The 18986-nt window shown below is 67.8% G+C and carries 16 protein-coding genes; 5 read left to right on the forward strand and 11 right to left on the reverse strand.

Features of this window, described 5'->3' with window-relative positions; all coding sequences use genetic code 11:
* Nucleotides 1–299 precede the first annotated feature (299 nt).
* Together NH14_RS00325 and NH14_RS00330 are read left to right on the forward strand one after the other, a co-directional pair.
* A complete protein-coding gene (locus NH14_RS00325; RefSeq protein ID WP_035530162.1) occupies nucleotides 300–1385 on the forward strand; it encodes an AGE family epimerase/isomerase in 1086 nt (361 codons plus the stop codon).
* A gap of 162 nt (nucleotides 1386–1547) precedes the next feature.
* The gene (locus tag NH14_RS00330) at nucleotides 1548–1985 is read left to right on the forward strand and encodes a PaaI family thioesterase (RefSeq protein WP_035530160.1); all 438 of its coding nucleotides are present in this window, start codon (nucleotides 1548–1550) and stop codon (nucleotides 1983–1985) included.
* Between the two features lie 86 nt (nucleotides 1986–2071).
* Here the strand turns inward: NH14_RS00330 and NH14_RS00335 are convergent, their stop codons facing one another.
* From NH14_RS00335 to NH14_RS00375, 9 genes are all read right to left on the reverse strand, one after another.
* Nucleotides 2072–2920 carry an ureidoglycolate lyase gene (locus NH14_RS00335; RefSeq protein ID WP_035530158.1) on the reverse strand — a complete coding sequence of 283 codons (849 nt, stop codon included), beginning with the start codon at nucleotides 2918–2920 and terminating at the stop codon, nucleotides 2072–2074.
* 98 nt (nucleotides 2921–3018) lie between these two features.
* On the reverse strand, nucleotides 3019–3762 hold the full coding sequence (locus tag NH14_RS00340) for an SDR family oxidoreductase (protein ID WP_035530156.1): 744 nt from the start codon (nucleotides 3760–3762) through the stop codon (nucleotides 3019–3021).
* Between the two features lie 49 nt (nucleotides 3763–3811).
* Nucleotides 3812–4672, reverse strand: a complete 861-nt coding sequence (locus NH14_RS00345; RefSeq protein ID WP_035530309.1) for an amidohydrolase family protein — start codon at nucleotides 4670–4672, stop codon at nucleotides 3812–3814.
* A 13-nt stretch (nucleotides 4673–4685) separates the two neighbouring features.
* Nucleotides 4686–5747, reverse strand: coding sequence for an aldo/keto reductase (locus NH14_RS00350; RefSeq protein WP_052148267.1), 1062 nt, complete (start codon nucleotides 5745–5747; stop codon nucleotides 4686–4688).
* A gap of 36 nt (nucleotides 5748–5783) precedes the next feature.
* Nucleotides 5784–7097, reverse strand: a complete 1314-nt coding sequence (locus tag NH14_RS00355) for a UxaA family hydrolase (protein WP_052148283.1) — start codon at nucleotides 7095–7097, stop codon at nucleotides 5784–5786.
* A 14-nt stretch (nucleotides 7098–7111) separates the two neighbouring features.
* Entirely contained in the window at nucleotides 7112–7450 is a 339-nt protein-coding gene (locus NH14_RS00360) for a UxaA family hydrolase (RefSeq protein ID WP_084225737.1), read from the reverse strand.
* A 16-nt stretch (nucleotides 7451–7466) separates the two neighbouring features.
* The gene (locus tag NH14_RS00365; RefSeq protein WP_035530154.1) at nucleotides 7467–8531 is read right to left on the reverse strand and encodes an ABC transporter permease; all 1065 of its coding nucleotides are present in this window, start codon (nucleotides 8529–8531) and stop codon (nucleotides 7467–7469) included.
* Complete coding sequence (locus tag NH14_RS00370) at nucleotides 8521–10044, reverse strand: sugar ABC transporter ATP-binding protein (protein WP_035530302.1); 1524 nt, start codon at nucleotides 10042–10044, stop codon at nucleotides 8521–8523. Before NH14_RS00370 ends, NH14_RS00365 begins: the two co-directional genes overlap by 11 nt.
* Nucleotides 10045–10088: 44 nt before the next feature.
* Nucleotides 10089–11168: a sugar ABC transporter substrate-binding protein gene (locus NH14_RS00375; RefSeq protein ID WP_084225734.1), complete on the reverse strand. Its 1080-nt coding sequence runs from the start codon at nucleotides 11166–11168 to the stop codon at nucleotides 10089–10091.
* Between the two features lie 186 nt (nucleotides 11169–11354).
* On the opposite strand from NH14_RS00375, the gene NH14_RS00380 reads away from it, so the two are divergent.
* On the forward strand, nucleotides 11355–12191 hold the full coding sequence (locus NH14_RS00380; protein ID WP_052148266.1) for an IclR family transcriptional regulator: 837 nt from the start codon (nucleotides 11355–11357) through the stop codon (nucleotides 12189–12191).
* An 18-nt stretch (nucleotides 12192–12209) separates the two neighbouring features.
* Here NH14_RS00380 and NH14_RS00385 read toward each other — a convergent pair whose 3' ends face one another.
* On the reverse strand, nucleotides 12210–14267 hold the full coding sequence (locus tag NH14_RS00385) for an O-linked N-acetylglucosamine transferase, SPINDLY family protein (protein ID WP_084225732.1): 2058 nt from the start codon (nucleotides 14265–14267) through the stop codon (nucleotides 12210–12212).
* Nucleotides 14268–14427: 160 nt separating this feature from the next.
* On the opposite strand from NH14_RS00385, the gene NH14_RS00390 reads away from it, so the two are divergent.
* On the forward strand, nucleotides 14428–14973 hold the full coding sequence (locus tag NH14_RS00390; RefSeq protein ID WP_035530153.1) for a hypothetical protein: 546 nt from the start codon (nucleotides 14428–14430) through the stop codon (nucleotides 14971–14973).
* Nucleotides 14974–15089: 116 nt separating this feature from the next.
* Here the strand turns inward: NH14_RS00390 and NH14_RS00395 are convergent, their stop codons facing one another.
* Nucleotides 15090–17468 carry a GNAT family N-acetyltransferase gene (locus NH14_RS00395; RefSeq protein ID WP_035530151.1) on the reverse strand — a complete coding sequence of 793 codons (2379 nt, stop codon included), beginning with the start codon at nucleotides 17466–17468 and terminating at the stop codon, nucleotides 15090–15092.
* A gap of 214 nt (nucleotides 17469–17682) precedes the next feature.
* Between NH14_RS00395 and NH14_RS00400 the strand changes: the two genes are divergently transcribed.
* Nucleotides 17683–18906, forward strand: coding sequence for a GGDEF domain-containing protein (locus NH14_RS00400; RefSeq protein WP_035530149.1), 1224 nt, complete (start codon nucleotides 17683–17685; stop codon nucleotides 18904–18906).
* Nucleotides 18907–18986 lie beyond the last annotated feature (80 nt).

The raw sequence follows: 18986 nt of genomic DNA on the forward strand, positions 1-18986 counted from the left end.
CTCGAAGCCGATCACGCTGCCAAGCGCGGCGGCCAGCACCAACCGCGAAATGAGTTCCCGGTTACCGAGCATCATTCTCGCTCTCCTTGCCTTCGTGGATGTGCGCCGCTTGCGCAGGCCATCCAGTTGCCGGAATTGCCGCGCCCAGGCGCCCCGACGCCGCCCGGCATGCGCTGCGTCAATCGCAACGCCCCGCCGCATGCTTGCATCCTGGCCGCATAACAGAGATGGATTGACCCCAGCGTACAATCGCATGCACCCGTTTTCCTCGTGCCGGCGCCCATGCGCCCATGTCACTCATGAACGCTCTCACCGGCGCAGCAAGCCTGCGCGATCATTTCGACCGCACGATCCTCGCGTTGTGGCGCGGCCCTGGCTTCAACGCGGCGCTGCGCCTCGCGCACGAGGCGCTCGACGCGTCGGGCACGACGCCGCTGCCCGACGTGCGCTATCGGGCGATGGCCTGCGCCCGCCAGCTTTTCGTGTTCTCGCAGGCCGGCGAAGCCGCGCATGCGCACACGCTCTACACATCGCTGTGCGACACCTTCGCCGATCGCACGCACGGCGGATGGCTCTACAGCGTCGATGCCCAGGGCGCGCCGCTCGACACGACGAAAGATCTCTACACGCACGCGTTCGTGGTGTTCGCGTGCGCGGCATACGGCCAGCGCCTTGGCGTGCCGGAAGCGCTCGACACCGCGCGCGAAACATCGGCGCTGATCGTCGACCGTTTCAAGGCGCGCGACGGCTTGCTCAACGCCGCACTCGACGCGTCGTTTGCGAGCGTCACGAGCGGGCCGCTGCAAAATCCGCTGATGCATCTGACCGAAGCGTGGCTCGTGGCGCGCGAGGCAACCGGCGATGCCGCTTTCGACGCGGCCATCACCACGCTCGCCGAAGCTGTGGCGCGCAATTTCCTCCACACGCCCACGGGCTGCATCGCCGAATTGCCGCTCGGCGCGCCGCACAATCGGCTCGAACCCGGGCATCAATTCGAGTGGTTCTGGCTCGTGCAGCAGGCGGGCGCGCAACGGCTCGGCGCGTCGGGGCTTCAGGACGCGCTCGCGCGTGCGTTCGCGTTCGCCGTGAAGCACGGCGTGGACCCGGCCACCGGCGCCGTGGCGGCATCCCTCGACGAGCAGGGCCGCGTGATCGACGCCACGCAGCGCATCTGGGCGCAGACCGAGTATCTGCGCGCGCTCGCCACGCACGGCGATACCGTTGTGCGCGCAACGTTAGAGGCGCAGATCGGCAATTTCGCGCAGCGCTTTCTCACGCCGCAAGGCTGGGTGGAGTGCCGCGGCGCGGCCGGGGAAATCGCCCGCGCCGACATGCCCTCGACCACGCCGTATCACCTGTTAACGGCGTACCGCGCGCTGCCCTGACGCGCTGGGGAATCCGCCAGCCCTCCTCGGGCTGCGCGGGATTCCCGTCATTTTTCACAATAATTCAGGCACCGCAGCCCGACGATTCACCTTGCGCCGCCGCACGGCACTTCCTAGAGTGGTTAGGAAACTACGCGGGCGTGGCCCCTGAGGAATCCGAAGATGACCGATCTGGTGGATCGCGCGCGCGGCGCGCTTCATGCGCAACCGTTCAGCATGCTGCTCGGCACCGAGCTAATGAGCGTCGGGGCCAACGAGTTGACGCTGCGGCTGCCCGTGCGCGACGAACTCAAGCAGCAGCACGGTTTCGTGCACGGCGGGGTAATCAGCTATCTCGCCGACAACGCCCTCACGTTCGCGGGCGCGCTGGCGCTCGGCCCGCGCGTGGTGACGAGCGAGTACAAAATCAATTACCTGCGGCCCGCGATGTCCGGCACGCTGGTCGCGCGGGCGCGCGTGGTCCACGCGGGACGCCTGCAGGCCACCTGCCAGTGCAGCGTGTTCGTGATGGAAAACGGCGACGAGCGGCTCGTGGCGCTGGCGCAGGGCACGGTCAGCCGGATGGGAGAAACCGGCGGCACCCCCGACGCGCCCGCATAACGCGGTGGGATAAAAGCACAAAGCCAAACGGCCGCGCATTCATTGCGGGGCCGTTTGTTCATTGCGGCGGCAGGAGAAAAACGCGCTCAGTCCGCCGCGCGCGTCTTCTGCGTCTGCACGCCCAGCCCTTCCACACCGAGGCGCACGGTCTGTCCCGGCTTCAGGTACACCGGTTCGGGCTTCACGCCCATGCCCACACCCGGCGGCGTGCCTGTGGTAATCACGTCGCCCGGTTGCAGGCTCATGCACTGCGACAGATACGACACCAGCTTCGCGACCGTGAAGACCATCGTGCGCGTGCTGCCATTCTGGTAGCGGTGGCCGTCCACTTCGAGCCACATCGAGAGATTCTGCGGATCGGCCACCTCGTCGCGCGTGACGAGCCATGGGCCGATCGGACCGAAAGTATCGAAACCCTTGCCCTTGTCCCACTGGCCGCCGCGCTCGATCTGCCACTCGCGCTCGGACACGTCATTGACCACGCAGTAGCCCGCCACGTAGTTCAGCGCATCGGCCTCGCTCACGTTCTTCGCGTGCTTGCCGATCACCACGCCCAGCTCGACTTCCCAATCGGTTTTCTTCGAGCCGCGCGGGATTTCGATGTCGTCGTTCGGTCCGACGATGCAGCTCGTCCACTTGTTGAACACCACCGGCTCGCTCGGCACTGGCAGGCCCGATTCGGCGGCGTGATCGGCGTAATTCAGGCCGATGGCCACCATCTTGCCGATATGGCCCACGCAGGCCCCGAGGCGCGGGTTGCCCTCCACGAGCGGCAGCGTTTCCGGGTCGATGGTGCGCAGTTGCGCGAGGCCCGCGTCGGAAAGCACATCCCCCGCGATGTCGGCAACGGCGCCCGAGAGCGCGCGGATACGGCCCTCGGCATCGAGGAGGCCCGGCTTTTCGTGACCCTTGGGGCCATAGCGAAGCAATTTCATTGTCTCTGTTCCTTGTCTGTCTTATGCGATACGCACGACCGTGCGGTACGTGCGGTGCGTCCGGCGGCAATCATCGCATGGATGGGTCCAGACGCTCACTAGTTAGACCACCCGCCGTCGATCACATGCGTTTGTCCGGTCGTGAACGCCGACTCGTCCGATGCGAGATAGAGCGCGAGCGCCGCGATCTCGTCGGTCGTGCCCACGCGCCCCATCGGCTGCCGCGCGACGAAAGCCGCGCGCGCGGCGTCCACGCTCGTGTGCTGCGCCACCGCCTGCGCGGCAATGCGCTCTTCGAGCGAGGGCGAGGCCACGGTGCCGGGGCAAATCGCGTTGCAGCGGATGCCGCGCGTCACGAAGTCGGCGGCCACGGCCTTGGTCAACCCTATCACAGCCGCCTTGGACGCGCCGTACACGAAACGGTTGGGCACGCCCTTCACGCTAGATGCCGCCGATGACATGTTGATGATCGAGCCCCCGCCCGCTTCCAGCATCGCGGGCAAAAAGGCGCGGATGGTCCGGTACATCGCCTTGACGTTGAGGTCGAACGCGAAGTCCCAGTCTTCCTCGCTCGCTTCGAGAATCGAGCCCGCGTGCACGAAGCCCGCGCAATTGAACAGTACGTCGATTGCACCGAGTTCCCGCGCGAGCGCCGCGATGGCCGCGCCGTCGCGCACGTCGAGCTTGCGCGCCTCGACCGGCAGGGCGGCGAGCGCGTCGATGCGGATATCGGTCGCGATCACGCGTGCGCCTTCGCGCGCGAACCATTCGGCGGCGGTGTAGCCGATGCCCTGGCCCGCCGCGGTGATCAAGGCCGTCTTGCCGGCCAGTCTTTGTGCCATCTTCCCACTCCTGTTGATTCGAATTTGCTTGCCTTATTTAGAACCGCATTTAGAGCCGATAAAACGCAGCTGCATTGCCGCCGAATACGGCGGCGCGCTCGCGTTCGTCAAGGTGCGCGAACAGGCGCTGGGCGCTCGCGTGCCAACGTTCGTAGTCGCCGTTGAGATTGAGCACGGGCCAGTCGCTGCCCCACATGAGCCGATGCACGCCGAAACTCGCAAGCAGATGCTCGACCCATGGGCCCAGCGTGGCGTCGCTCCAGCCGGGCGCGGCCTCGGTCGCGAGACCCGACACCTTGCAATAAACCTGCGGAAAGCGCGCGAGGCGCGCGATGGCGTGCGACCACGCATCGAACCCCGGGGCGCCCTCCGCACCCTCGCGGATGGGCGGCTTCGCGCCATGATCGATCACCACTCGCAGCGCGCGATGGCGCTCAAGAAACGTTTCGAGCGCGCGCGCGTGGCGCGTGAAGATCAGCGCATCGAATGCGAGGTCGTGCGCGATCAGGGCGTCGACGGCGCGCGCGGTATCGGCGGTCGCGATCCAGTCGTCGTCGGGCAGGTCCTGGAGCATCGGGCGCACGGCGCGCAGCTTCGGTTCGCGTGCGAGTTCGGCAATCAGCTCGGGCGCGAGCGGGTCGTCGAGCGGCACCCAGCCCACCACGGCAGCGATCGAATCGTCGTGGCGCGCGAGATCGAGCAGATACCAGGTTTCGTCGACGGTGGGCGCGGCCTGCACGAGCACCGTGCGCGCAACACTGCAGCGCGCGCGCAGCGGCGCGAGATCGGCGGGGCCGAAGGGACGATAGAGCGCGGTCAGCGCGGGCGTGAGCCAGCCGTAGTCGCCACGCGTGGGGTCCCAGTAGTGCTGATGCGCGTCGATGCGCGCGATTGCGGTTGGCTTTGTCATGAGATCGGCGCCTTCAAGGCAGCGGCGCGCGCGCATCGACGAGGCCCTCGTCGCGCAACGCGCGCCAGAGCCCGGCCGGCAGCTTCGTTTCGAACGACGCCACGTTCTCGCGCAATTCCGCCGCGCTGCGCGCGCCGGTGAGCACCGTCGCCACGGCCGGATGCGCGTAGGGAAACTGCAGCGCCGCCGCCGCGAGCGGCGCGTCATGCGCGCGGCAAACCGCTTCGATACGCGCGACGCGCTCGATCACCTCGGGCGGCGCATCGCCGTAATTGAACTTGCGCTCGCCCGCGAGGCCGCGCGCGAGAATGCCCGAATTGAACGCGCCGCCCAGCAAGATGCTCACGCCGCGCTCGGTGCAGGCGGGCAGCAGATCGTCGAGCGGCCCCTGTTCGAGCAGCGTGTAGCGGCCCGCCAGCAGCGCGCAATCGATGTCGAACTCGCGCATCGCGTCGAGCACCGCTTCGCGCTCGTTCACGCCGAGGCCGACGGCCTTCACCGCGCCCGAGGCGCGCAATTCGTCGAGCGCGCGAAACCCGCCGCCCTCAGTCAGTTGCCGCCAGTAATGCGCGTTGCGCTCGCCGTGCGTGAGGCGGCCGATGTCGTGCACAAGCAGGATGTCGATGTCGACGATGCCGAGCCGCTGCTGGCTGTCCTCGAACGAGCGCAGGATGCCTGCGCGCGTGTAGTCGTAAATGGCCTCGAACGGAAGCGGATTCTGCCAGCCTTCGCTGCCGTCGTAGCGGTGCGTGCGCGGCACGAAGCGGCGGCCCACCTTGGTCGACAGCACGTACTCGCCGCGCGGATAGCGCCGCAACGCATCGCCGAGCCGATGCTCGGCCTTCGTGTGGCCATAGTGCGGCGCGGTGTCGAAGAAGCGCACGCCGGCATCCCAGGCGGCATCGACGGTGGCCTGCGCCTCTGCGTCGGTGAGATCGCGGTACAGGCCGCCAAGCGGCGCGGTCCCAAGACTCAATGCGCTCACCTCGAGCGCGGTGCGCCCGATGCGGCGGCACTGCGCGACCTGCCGGTGGTGCTGATCGCGTTGATGATGCCGGTGCGGCTCCTGCGCCATGCGAAGTGCCTCCTCAATCGGGTGAATGGAACGGCGTCAGTGCGAAGCGACCACCGGCACCGCCACGCGCGCACTCGCGGGCAGACACGCGGGGCCAAGCGGCTCGAAAGTCTTGTACGTGAGAATAAACTCCTGATGGCCGAGCATCTCCGACTTCGAGCGCGCCCCGCGCGACACCGCGAGCGTAACGTCGAACACTTCGCGGCCCACTTCGTCGAGCGTGCCGCGGCCTTCGAGTATCCGGCCCGCGTCGACATCCATGTCGCCCGAGAGATTGCGATAAGTCTGCGGATTCGCGCAGATCTTGACGACGGGCGAAAGCGCCGACCCCACCACGGAGCCGCGCCCCGTCGTGAACAGGATGATATGCGCGCCGCACGCGATCAGCTCCGCGATCTCCGCGTTGTCGCTGATATTCGGGAATCCGAAGCGTGGCTCGCCGTCGGGCACCACGTCGAGCAGATAAAGCCCGCCCGTGGGCGGCACATCGCCCGGCTTAACAATGCCCACGATGGGCGACGCGCCGCTCTTCGCATACGCGCCCAGCGACTTTTCCTCCTGGGTGGTGAGCCCGCCATCCGCGTTGCCAACGGCGAACGAGCCGTGCCCGAGAATCGAGTAATAGCGCGCGGCCTTCGCCACGGAAGCGACGATCTCGTCGCCCAGTTCGGGGCGCGCGGCGCGGTTCTTCATGTGATACTCGCAGCCCACCAGCTCGCCGGTTTCCTCGAACACGCACGCCGCGCCCGCCGCTACCAGATGATCGAACGCGCGCCCCACGGCCGGATTCGCGGTAATGCCGCTCGTGCTGTCCGAGCCGCCGCAGATCGTGCCCACCACGAGTTCGTCGAGCCGCATCGGCACCTTCTGCTGCTGCGCGAGTTGGGCGCGCGCTCCACGCACCCAGTCCACGCCGGATTGAATCGTGCTGCGCGTGCCGCCCTTTTCCTGAATCGTGAGCACCTCCACGGGACGTCCGCTCGCGCGCACCTGATCCACGAGATAGTGCTTGTTCATGCTCTCGCAGCCGAGCGAGACGAATAGCACCGCGCCCACGTTCGGATGCGTGGTGAGCCGCGTCATCATCTTTTCCGCGTAGCGGTTCGGGAAGCAGCCCGGAAAGCCGATCAGATGCACGGGCGGTTCGGCGTGCGCGCCCGGATCGTCGAATCCATCGAGCGGCTCGCGAAACTGCGCGACGATCTCGCGCGCCACGTGATGCGCGCACTCGACCAGATACGCCACCGCAACCACATTGCGGATACCCTTGCGTCCGTCGCTGCGCAGCCAGCCTTCGAGCACGGGTTCGGCCGTATTTCCTGCTTTGGCGTTGAGTTGGGTTTCGGTCATGGCATTCATCGGCATCAGTGCGATACGAACTCGTGGCCCGTGTCGTGCGTGTAAGTCGGCAGATAGTCGCTTTCGAGGTTGTGCGTGTGCAGATGCTCGCCGCGCGCCACGTTCGCCGTCACATGGCCGATCGGCGCGCCATAGCGCAGCACCTTCTCGTTCTTCGCCAGCGCGCGGCGCGCCAGCTTGTGCCCGAGATCGATCATCGTCGCGAGCGTCACGCGCTCGCCCTCGATCTCCAGCGTCTCGCCAGCGGGCAAACGCGCCGCCGCGATCAGGCAGTTGTCCTCCGGTGCGAGCAGGATCAAGCGCGCGTCGGTATGCGGTACACCGCTCTTCACGATAGAACTCAAGTCTCGCCTCCGCCGTTCAGTTTTGTGCTTCGCCGCCCGCCAGCCGCGCCACCATCAGCGAGCCGAGGATGATCGCGCCGTAAATCGCCTGAATCCAGAACGACGGCACCTGGGCGAGCGTGAGCAGGTTCTGCACCACACCGAGCAACAGTACGCCCGAAAGCGCGCCGAACATGGTGCCCTTGCCGCCGTCGAGCGAAATGCCGCCAATCACGGCCGCCGCGAATACCGTGAAGATCATGCCGTTGCCCTGGTTCGCGTTGATCGCGCCCACGTAGCCGGTCACGATCAGCCCGCCCACCGAGGCCAGGATGCTGCCGAGCACGAACACGCCCCACGTGATGCGCTCCACGCGGATGCCCGCGGCGCGCGCGGCGTCGGGATTGCCGCCAATCGCATAGAGCGCGCGGCCCACGCGGTGATAGCGCAGCATGAACGCGGCGAAAGCGAAGGCAGCGGCCGCGAGCCAGACCGAAAGCGGCAAGCCGAGCACGATGGTGGTGGCGAGCGCGAAGAACGAGTTGGGCATGTCGAACAGCGTGCCGCCCTTGGTTGCGCCCACCAGCATGCCGCGCAGCACGATGAGCATGGCCAGCGTGACGATGAACGCATTCAGGCGCAGCCGCACGACCAGAAAGCCATTGACGAAGCCGATCAGCGCGCCCACCACCACGATCGCAAGGAGTCCCGCCAAGGCAGGCCATTGCGTTCCGAAGCCCGCCGATGCCGCCGGCATCACGAGCATCGCCCCCACGGCGGGCGCGATGCCCACCGTCGATTCGAGCGAGAGATCGAACTTGCCCGTGAGCACGATCAGCGATTCGGCGAGCACGACGAGCGCGAGCGCCGCCGAAGCCCCCAGCACGCTGATGAGATTCGCCTTCGTGAGAAAGCTCGGGCTCACGAAGCCGCCGATCACGATGAGCAGCAACAGCGCGGGCACCAGCGCGAGTTCGCGCAGGCGCGCGAACTCGATGCGCCTGCGCGCGCCGCGCCCTGCCGCGGCGCCTTGAGCCGCATCGGACTGCACCGCCGCGAATACACCACCCGCAGTGGCCCCGCCATTAGCGCTATGCTTCATGAAGTTCGACCCCTTCAATCGATGCAATCAGTTCGTGGTCCTGCCAGCCCGCCGCGAATTCCGCCACCACGCTGCCGCGAAACATCACGAGCACGCGGTCGCAGGTGCGCAGATCGTCGAGTTCGCTCGACACCACGAGCACGGCCTTGCCTTCGTCGCGCACGCGGTCCACGACCGAGAGCAGCGCCTCCTTCGATTTCACGTCCACGCCGGCCGTGGGGTCGATCAGCACCAGCACTTGCGGCGTGCTCGCGAGCGCGCGAGCCATCACCACCTTCTGCTGATTGCCGCCCGAGAGCCCCGAGACCACGTGCTCCGGCCCCTGCGCAACAATGCCGAGCGCCTCGATCATGCGCTGACCGACCTGGTTCTTCTTCGCAGGCGACGCGAAGCCGAGACGCCCGAGCAGACCGGCAATCGTCATCGACGCGTTCTCGGCCACCGACTGCGTGAGCACGAGCCCTTCGTGATGGCGGTCCTTCGGCACGCAGCCCACGCCCTGCGCGAGCGCGGCCGGCACGTCGCCGGGCTTCAGAAGCGCGCCGTTCACGCGAATCTCGCCCGCCTGCTGTCCGGCGAGCCCCGCAACGGCTTCGCCCACGCTCGTGCGTCCGCTGCTGGTCGCGCCCGTGATGCCCACGACTTCGCCGCGCTTCACCTGGAACGACACGTCGCGGTAATCGGCGCCCGAAATAGCGCGCACGTCGAGCGCGATCTTCGCGTCGGCGGGCAAGGCCGGGCGCGCGGCCGCATCGGCCACGTTCAGACCGCCGTGCTCGCCCGTCATCGCCTCGATCAGGCGCTCGCGCGGCAACTCGGCCACCGGCGCGCTGATAATGTGACGCGCGTCGCGCAGCACCGTCACCGCCTGGCAAATCTCGTACACCTCCTGCAGATGGTGCGAGATGAAGAGAAACGTCACGCCCTCGCGCTGCAATTCGTCGATACGGCGAAAGAGCCGCTTGATCTCTTCGCCGTCGAGTTGCGCGGTGGGTTCGTCGAGAATGATGAAGCGCGCGCCATACGACAGCGCGCGCGCAATCTCGACAAGCTGGCGCGCTTCCACCGTGAGATCGCCCGCGCGCGCGTCCTCGCGCACGTCGATGCGCCAATGATCGAGCAGCGCGCGCGCGTCGCGGCGCATGGTCGTCCAGTCGATCACGCCGCGCCGGAGCGGCTGGCGATTGATGAACAGGTTCTCCGCCACGGTGAGATCGCGGATGATCGTCGAGTGCTGATACACGCAGGCAACTCGCTCGCGCCATGCATCGCGGTCGGCGATGGGCGGCGCGGGTTCGCCGTTGAAGCGCACCGCGCCCTCGTCGGGCTTGCGCAGGCCCGTGAGGATCGAAACGAGCGTCGACTTGCCCGCGCCGTTGCGGCCCACGAGCGCGTGCGACTCGCCCGCCATCACGCGCAGGCTCACGTTCGCGAGCGCCGCCGTCGAACCGAAGCGCTTGGTCACGCCGCTCGCCTCCACCACTGGCGGCCGCACGCTCGAACCGCCGCTCATCGAGGCGCTCGTCTGACCGCTCGTTCGATCGCTCATCGGATCGCTCATTTGATCGTGTTGCCCCACAGGTTCTTGTCGTCGACGTTCTGCTTCGTCACGAGCGGCGCCGGCAACTGGTCTTCGAGAATGCCAGACTGCAACTGGATGATCGTGCTGTCGTGATCGGTCTTGCCCGGCTTGAAGGTCTTGCCATCCAGCGCGGCCTTGATGTAGTAAAGGCCGTACTTCGCATAGAGATCGGCGGGTTGCGAAACGGTGGCGTCGATTTCCCCCTTGCGGATTGCTTCGTATTCCTGCGGAATGCCGTCATTGGAGACGATCACGATATGCTTCGGATCGCCTGCGGGAAACAGCAATTGCTTGCGGCGCAGCGTTTGCAGCGTGGGCGAGAGATAGACGCCGCCCGCCTGCATGTAGATGCCCTTCAGGTCGGGATTCGCGGTGAGCAGACTGTCGAGCGCACTGGCTGCGACATCTCCCTTCCAGCCCGCCGGAATCTCCAGCAGCGACAGATTCGGGTAGTTCTTCAGGCACGCGCGGAACGCCTCCGAGCGGTCGCGCCCGTTCACGGAAGCGAGGTCGCCCATGATCTGCACGACCTTGCCTGACTTCACGTGTTCGCCGATGTACTTGCACGCCTTCTCGCCGTAAGCGCGATTGTCGGCGCGCACGACCATGGCGACGGCGCCTTGCGTGGGCGCGACGTCCACTGCCACCACCTTCACGTTCTTCTGCGCGGCGCTCGCGAGCGCGCGGCTGATGGCCGCCGAATCGATCGGCCCCACCACGATGCCCTTCGCGCCCAGATTGATCATGTTGTTCATGTCGGTAATCTGCTGCGCGGGGTCGTTGTTCGAGTTGACGGGCGCGAGAACATCGACGCCCATCTGCTTCGCGTACGTGCCCAGATAATTGTTGTACGACTGCCAGAACGGCGAGGTCAGCAGCGGCAGGCCGAGACCCACCGTGCCGGCTTCGGCGGCCTGCGCCGAGGCGGGCGCGCCCAACGCGGCGGCGCAGGCCGCCACGGCGTACAACGTCCGCGCGGTCGTGCGCACGAGCGCGCGCGCCTTGCGAGTTTCAGTGAAGCGGCGGGCCTCGATCAGCCCGGATGCGAACGCCATGTCTGTCTCCTTGTCCATTCTGTCGTTGTTGACCTATCCAAGAGCACGCCGCTGGCATATGTTCACCAGTGAACCTATTATTCATATACGCACGATGCAAGGTCAAGGAATGTGCAATGCAGCAAAGGTCCGGAATTTCCCTGGGCTGCTCACGATCTGGGACGGCATAACAAACAAGGGTAAAAAATGAATACGAACCCACGCAAACCGCGAACCGATGCGCTGCCTGGCGAGCCGGAGCCGGACGAGAAAGACGACGGCGACCGCTATCGCGCGCCCGCGCTGGATAAGGGGCTCGACATTCTCGAACTGCTCGCCGAGCAGCGCGGCGGCTTGACGCGCGCGGAGATCACCAAGGCGCTGGGGCGCAACGCGAGCGAAATCTACCGGATGCTGGAGCGGCTGGTGGCGCGCCAATATGTGATGCGCTCGGAGGCTGGCGACCGTTACGCGCTGAGCCTCAAGCTGTTTGCGCTCGCGCACCGGCATCCGCCGATGGAGCGGCTGATTGCCGAGGCGCTGCCGCTCATGCAGCGCTTCGCCAACGACGCGGAGCAGTCGTGCCACCTCGCCGTATACGACCGCGGCAACCTGCTCGTGATCGCGCAGGTGGACGGCCCGGGCACGTGGGGCATTGCGGTGCGGCTGGGCTCGCGCGTGGGTCTCGTCGATACGAGCTCGGGGCGCACGATCCTCGCGTACCAGAGCGCGGAGCAGCGCGCGCACATGCTCGCGGAACATACGAAGGTGAAGGGCGAAGTCGCCATCGACCATGCCGCGCTCGAAGCGGTCTGCGAGCAGATTCGCGGCGCGGGTTTCTCGCGCAAGGACAGCCAGCAGATATTCGGCGTGACGGACGTGACGTTTCCGGTGCTCGGGCCGTCGGGGCAGGCCATCGCGGCGCTCACCTGCCCGTTTCTCAAGCGCATCGACGAATACGTCGCGCCCTCGCTCGACGAGGCCACGCGGATGCTGGGCGAGACGGTGCAGACGTTGTCGATGTTTCGGGAGGGTGAGGGCTAATCGCGCCTCACCCCGGGCTCACCCCTCCACCACCACCGCCCCTTCCCCGCCCTTCGCCTCGCGCGCCACGATCGCCGCGAAGAGCCGCTCCAGATCGCGCGTGAAGCGCGCCGTATCGAAGAGCGGCGCATCGGTTTTCGCCGCCGCTAGACGTTTGCGGATCTGCGCATGCCAGGCCGGATCGCTTGCGAGCGCGAGCGCGATCTGGAAATAACCGTCGAGGTCGCGCGCAACCAGCTCTTCGAGCCCGACCGCATGCAGCAAGCTCGCGCCCACGCGCCCCGCGAACAGCGTGCCCAGCGCCGACACCATCGGCACGCCCGCCCACAACGCATCGCTGCCCGTCGTGTGCGAGCCGGTTGGCAGCGTGTCGAGCGCGAGGTCCGCGAGTTGCAGCCGCGCGAGATGCGCCTCCTGCGGCAGGCGCTGCGCAAAAATCACGCGCGCGCGCTCCACGCCTTTCTCTTCGAAAAACGCGTGCAAGTTCGTGCGCGCCCGTTCGCTGCCGGGATCGAGCAGCCATAGCACGCTGCCGGGCGTCGCCGCGAGCAGGCGGCACCAGACCGACGCCATCCACGCATTGAGCTTGAAGGTCTGATTGAAGCTGCAGAACACGAAGCCGCGCTCGGGCAGCCCCGCCGCGGCGCGCGTGGGCCGCGGCCCGCATTGGCGACGGTGATCGTTGGGCTGATAGCAATGCGGCATCAGCGCGAGCGTCTCGCTATAGAACGACGCGGCGGCGGGCGGCGTCACCACCGGGTCGCCGACCACGTAATCGGCGAGGCGCGGCGCGCCGAGCGAGCCCGGATAGCCGAGCCAGCTCGCGATGGTGGGCGCGGGCCGCAGCGCCGTGATGCCGAGCCGCGTGCCGGTCGTATAGCCCTTCAGGTCGACGAGCACATGAATGCCGTCGGTGGCGATCTTCGCGGCCGCCCGCGCGTCGGTCAGCGCGCCGATGTCGTGCAGCGTGGCGGGCAGCGCCGCGAGCCGCTCGCGCCACGCGGCATCGGGCGCGGCGTCGCCATAAGAATAAAGATGAATGTCGAAGCGCGTGGCGTCGTGCAGTTCGAGCACGCCCGCGAGCAGACGCAGCGTGGCGTGATCGTGGAAGTCGGCGGAAAGATAGCCGATGCGCAGGCGCGCGCCCGCCTCGAAGGCCGCCAGCGCGTCGGCCAGCCCCGCGCCACGCTCGACGAGCGGCGGCGCGGCCAGCTCGCCGCGCCAGCGCGACTGCGCGAAGGACCGCCCGGCCTCGCGGTGCAGCGCCGGCGTGAGCGCCGGGATGCCCAGCAGTCCCCACGGCGTGAGATGCTCCACCGCGCCCGCGGCAATCATCTCCAGGGTCGCCCGGTCGATCTTGTCCAGATCGCGCCAGTGCGCCACGCGCCGCCGCACGTACTGCGCCGACTCCCAGCGCCCGCCCCGGCAATAGGCTTCATCGGCCTCTTCCAGGCGGTCGAGGCGCTCCAGCAAGCCGCCATAGGATTGCCAGAAGTGCATCGACTGCGGGTCGAGTTCGAGCGCGCGCCTGAAGCTCGCTTCGGCAGCCTCGTATTGGCCCGCGTCCTGTTGCAGAACCGCGAGGTTGCCGTGCGCGAACGCATAACCGGGATCGATCTCGATGGCCGCGCGATACGCGGCTTCGGCATGCTCGATGTCGTTGTGCTTCTTGAGCAGGTTGCCCACGTTGTTGAACAGGCGCGCCTCGCGCACGCCCAGATTGATGGCCGCGAAGTATGCGTTGATGGCCTCGGTGTCGCGCCCCTGCCAGAGCAGCGTCCACGCGAGGTCGCGATGCAGCGCGCCGCTCTCGCGCAGCGCCAGCGCCTTTCGGATCGCCTGCTCGCCCTCGGCGTAGCGCGCCTGGCGCGCGAGCGCCACGCCAAGCTGATGCCATGCGTCGGCGTGCTGCGGATCCTGCGCCAGGATTTCGCGAAAAAGGGTCTCGGCGAGCGAGTGCTGTTCGGCGTTCAGACGGTCGAGGCCGCGCTTGAGCAAGGCGTCCGAACGAGAGGATGGAGTCGGTGTGGAGATTTTCATCACGCCATCGTAGGAAGCGTGATGGGGTGGGAACATCAGAGCGTTCCTGGTTTGCCGTGGCGCGTGGCGGCGTCTTGCGCGCGCGCTGGATCCGGCATCGCAAGTGGAAGCCCGGCGGCCAAAACGGTTAGAATGGCGGCCCTCTCAAAATACCGTCCGGCGTGCGCCACGCGCGTCGGGCGTGCATGCATACCTCATGGCGAAACTTCTGACCGATCAAGAATTCCAGCGTTTTTCCGAGCTTCAGCAGAAACAGGCCAGCTTCACGATTTCGAGCGACGAAGCCGACGAACTGCGCGATATCGTCGCGCGCGCGCAGCAAAAGCGCGACGACCGCGCGAACGCGATGAAGACTGTCGAAACCGCGATCGCGCAGTTCGAGATCACACCCGACGAACTGTTCACGGCCGAGCAGATCGCCGAAGCCGCACGCAACTTCGGTCTGATCCCGGCCACGCGCAAGGAGCGCGTGCTGCCGCCGTCGCTGACCTTCAACGGCAAGACGCATCAGTGGACCACGCGCGCGCTGCCCGAGGAAATCCGCACGCCGCTGTTCGAGGCGTTCCAGGGCGGCCAGTCGGTCAAGGCGTTCATCGCCACGCCGAAGGACGCCGCGCGCTGCGCCGCGACCATCGCGCGCCTGGAAAAGGAAACCGGCGCGCAATACGCGGCGGGCTGGCTCGAAGAGCTCTCGGTCACGCGCGCGCAAGTGGACGACGCGCTCGCGAAAATCGCGGCCTGATTCCGGCCGCAACCTGACAGCGGCCGGGGCCCGACCGCCCGGCTGCCCGGCTGCTGCGCGGCCTGTTCACGCCGCGCAATCCCTCGCCGCCGCGCACGCCACGGCAATACACCGCGTCACTCCAGCGGCATCCTGAACCCCACCACGCCCGGGTCCTCCGTGGGCGTCACCGTGAAGCCGCACGCGCGCGCGAGCCCGATCATCGGCGCATTCTCGCGCAGCGCCTCGCCCAGCAGCCAATGCGTGCCGCGCGAGCGCACGTACTCGATCATGCGCGTGAGCAGCAGGCGGCCAAGCCCGCCACGCTTCAGATTGGACTGGATAGCCACGGCAAACTCGGCGGTCTCGTTGTCGGGGTCGGCCACGGCCCGCGCCACGCCCAGCGTGCGCGGCTTGCCGTCCTCGCCTTCGACGGTCGCGATCAGCGCCATCTCGCGGTCGTAGTCGATCTGCGTCATGCGCGCGAGTTGCGTGTGATCGAAGCTGCGCACCGCCGAGAAAAAGCGCAGGCGCAAGTCGTCGGGCGTCATCGTGTCGATGAAGGCGCGATGCATTTCCTCGTCCTCGGGCCGGATCGGCCGGATTGTCAGGCGCTGGCCGTGCCAGTCGAGCGTCTCTTCGAGCCGGCGCGGATACGGCATGATCGCGAAACGGCTGCGCTTTTCCGCAAGCGTGAGCCGCGGCGCGGCCAGCACGGCCGCATGCGGCAGCACGCGAAGCGTCAACTGCATCGCAACGATCTCGCGCACCTCGCACACCACCTGCGAAATCCCGGTCAGCACCTCCAGCACAGGCTCGGGCGCGGCACGCCGCACATAGGGCGACTGCTCGACGATGTCGCGCGAAAGTACCGGATTCAGCGGCGGCAGGCTGTAGACGCGCAGCGGCGGCGAGAAGCCGTCCGGCGACGGCGCCACGAAATGAAACACCGGGCCGAAGTTTTCGTCGTCGCGAAACTCCACGCTTACGTCGACGACGGCCTCCGCCGACGACTGCTCCGCGCTTTCCAGCGTCTGCAACCCGAACGCGCCCAGCAGCCGCGCCGCCTCAGCGCCTTCGAGCGTGGCACGCCCCGCCGCCAGCGCGGCGCGCGCCACGCCCTGCGCGGCCTCGATGGCCGCCGTGCCTTGCGCGGGCATGCTCTCGGGCGTCTGCATCAGGAGCTCGCGCCCGAGCCGGTAATCGACGAGACGCGCGAACGCGCGCGCAAGCCGGCGCGGCGTGGTGTGCACGGGAATGCCGTGCGCATGCAGCGCGTCGCGCGTGGTGTCGTCCACGCCGCCGAAGAAGCACGCGAGCATGCCGCGATACGCAAAGCGCTGGTTTTCGATGAGCGTGCGCGCGACCTCGGCCACCGGCGCGCTGTGCGTGGGCGCATGCACGACGAACGCGGTGCCGGTCGAGCGCTGCGAAGCGAGCGCCTGCAGAGCGAGGCCGAAGTGCTCCGGTTTGGCGGTGTCGCCGAGCACGAGCGGATTGCCGGCCTGGGTGCGCGGCAGCGCCGCTTCCAGCGCGGATTCCAGCGCCGCGCGCGCTTCGTCGTTCCAGCGCGCGAGCGTGTCGCCGGCCTTCATGAACGCGTCGCGCGCGAGCGTGGCCACGCCGCGGTCGCTCGTGATGAGCGTGGCCGTGTCGCTCGCGGCCACGCGGCCCACGCCCAGCGTTTCGATTTCATCGAGCAGGTCGTCGAGCGTATCCACGCGCACGATGCCCGCGCGCCGGAACGCCGCCGTGTAGAGCGCGTCGCCCGGATCGTCGCGGCCGCTGCGCAGCGCGAGCACCGGCTTGTTGCGCGCCGCCGCCCGGGCCGCCGACATGAACTTGCGCGCCGCGCCGATGCTGTCCACTTCGAGCAGGATCGCGCGCGTGGACGGATCGCTCGCGAGATAGTCGAGCACGTCGCCGACATCGACATCGGCTTCGTCGCCGAGCGCCACCACGTGCGAGAAACCGAGCCCGCGCGGGCCGGCCCAGCGCAGCACCGCATTGGTGAGCGCGTTGGACTGCGAGACCCACGCCACGCCGCCGGTGCGCGCGACCGTGGCGGCCGCGCCGAGCTGCGCGTTGAGCGCGGGCGTGAGCGCGCCGAGCGTGCCGGGGCCGAGAATGCGCAGCAGATGCGGGCGCGCCGCCGCGAGCGCGTGGCGCAGGTCGGCGCGGTCTTCCTCGGTGCGCACTTCGCCGATGATGATGGCCGCGCGCGTACCCATGCCGCCGAGGCGATGCACGAGCGCGGGCCACGTGGCGGGCCGCGTGCAGATGAGCGCGATGGTGGGCGCTGCGGGCAAGTCGCCGGCGTCGGCCAGCACGGGCTTGCCGTCGAAGCGGTCCGCATCGCCCGCGTGGCGCGGATTGACGGCCCAGAGCGGGCCGGCGAAGCCGCCTTCGATGAGACGCTGCCACACCATCTGGCCGATGCTGCCCGGTCGCTGCGAAGCGCCGATCACCGCTACCGATTTCGGCTGGAATATCGCATCGAGATTGCGTACGGTCACTGGTCCCCCTCGCTGTGCGTTCACTATCCGCTCAGGATAGGCGAACTGCTCCCGCGCTGCCCGCATTTAGCCACCTGATTTCGCCACCTGAACATCCGGCCGACACCCGCCATCGCGAGGCGCGCTTTCGGCGTAGAATGCCCGACGCCGCCGCAATTTGCCGGCGCAGCACCCCAGGGCGTGTGCACGCCAACGACAAGCTCTAACGCCCGCGATGCAAGTCGATCTTTTTACCCTTTATTTCCTCGCGATCGGAACGCTTTTCGCCAGCGCCGGCATGACGCTGTGGGAGCACCGCGCGCATCCGGCGCGCAGCAAGGAACTGAAAATCCTTGCCGGCGGCTATGCCACGCTCGGCGTCGGCGTCGCGCTCGCCATCTGGCGGCATGCCTTGCCCGGCGCGTGGGGCGGCGCCATCAGCAATCTGGTCATCGTGACCGGCTATCTGCGGGTCGCGCATGGACTCGCCGTCATGAACGGGCGGCAATACCGCATGGCCTCCGCAGTCATCCTCGCCCTGCTCGCGCTCGCGTGGGTCATTGCGGGCGCGCGCGGCCAGGTCGCCATGTGGCTCTACTTCAGCGCGATTCCGATTTCACTGGCCTCCGCCATGGCGACGCGCGAACTGCTGCGCAACGACGGCCTCGAATGGGCGCAGGCGCGCAGTATCGCCGTGATCGTGACGGGCATTCACGCGGTGCTCTACGCGTTTCGCGCATGCGTGCTGCCGTGGCTCGCGACGCGCTACGGGCAAGCCGTGCTGCCGCTCGTCAGCAAGATCACGATGTACGAGGGCGTGCTGTATTCGGTCGTGCTGCCGATGACGCTGCTGCGCCTCGTGCGCGATGAAACGCACAGCCGGCTTCTGCAGGAATCCCAAACGGACTATCTGACCCGGCTCGGCAACCGCCGCTGGTTCTTCGAGGAAGGCGCGCGCGTGTTGAGCCGCGCGGGAACGCGCGAACGCGTGGCGCTGCTGGCGTTCGACCTCGACCGCTTCAAGACGATCAACGACCGCTACGGCCACCAGGCCGGCGACGCCGTGCTGAAGACTTTCGCCAACGTCGCGCGCGGCGAGTTGGGGCCGGACGCGGTGCTCGCGCGCATCGGCGGCGAGGAGTTTGCGGCCTTGCTCGCGGGCCGCGACAGCGACCGGGCGCAGATGATCGGCGAGCGCATCGTGCAGCGTTTCGCGCAAACGGCTGCACACACCGTCGACGGTAGTGGCGTACGCGCGACGGTCAGCATCGGGCTCACGCTGAGCGATCCGCAATCGCGCATGCAGCCAGGCTTGCAAGCGGGCTTGCATGCTCACAACGCGCCGGCCGCGCTTGCCGGCCTGCTTTCGGTCGCCGACGCGGCGCTCTACGACGCCAAGGCGCTCGGCGGCAACCGGCTGGAGTTGGCGCAGCGCGCCGAGCGTTCCCAGAACGCATGACCGTCGGGCCGCAAAAAATTCGGGCCGCACGAAGCGGCCCGCCCGGGATGCATCCATGGCCGCGAGAGGCCACGGCAAGA

Source organism: Paraburkholderia sacchari (genome assembly GCF_000785435.2).
Taxonomy (GTDB): Bacteria; Pseudomonadota; Gammaproteobacteria; order Burkholderiales; family Burkholderiaceae; genus Paraburkholderia; species Paraburkholderia sacchari.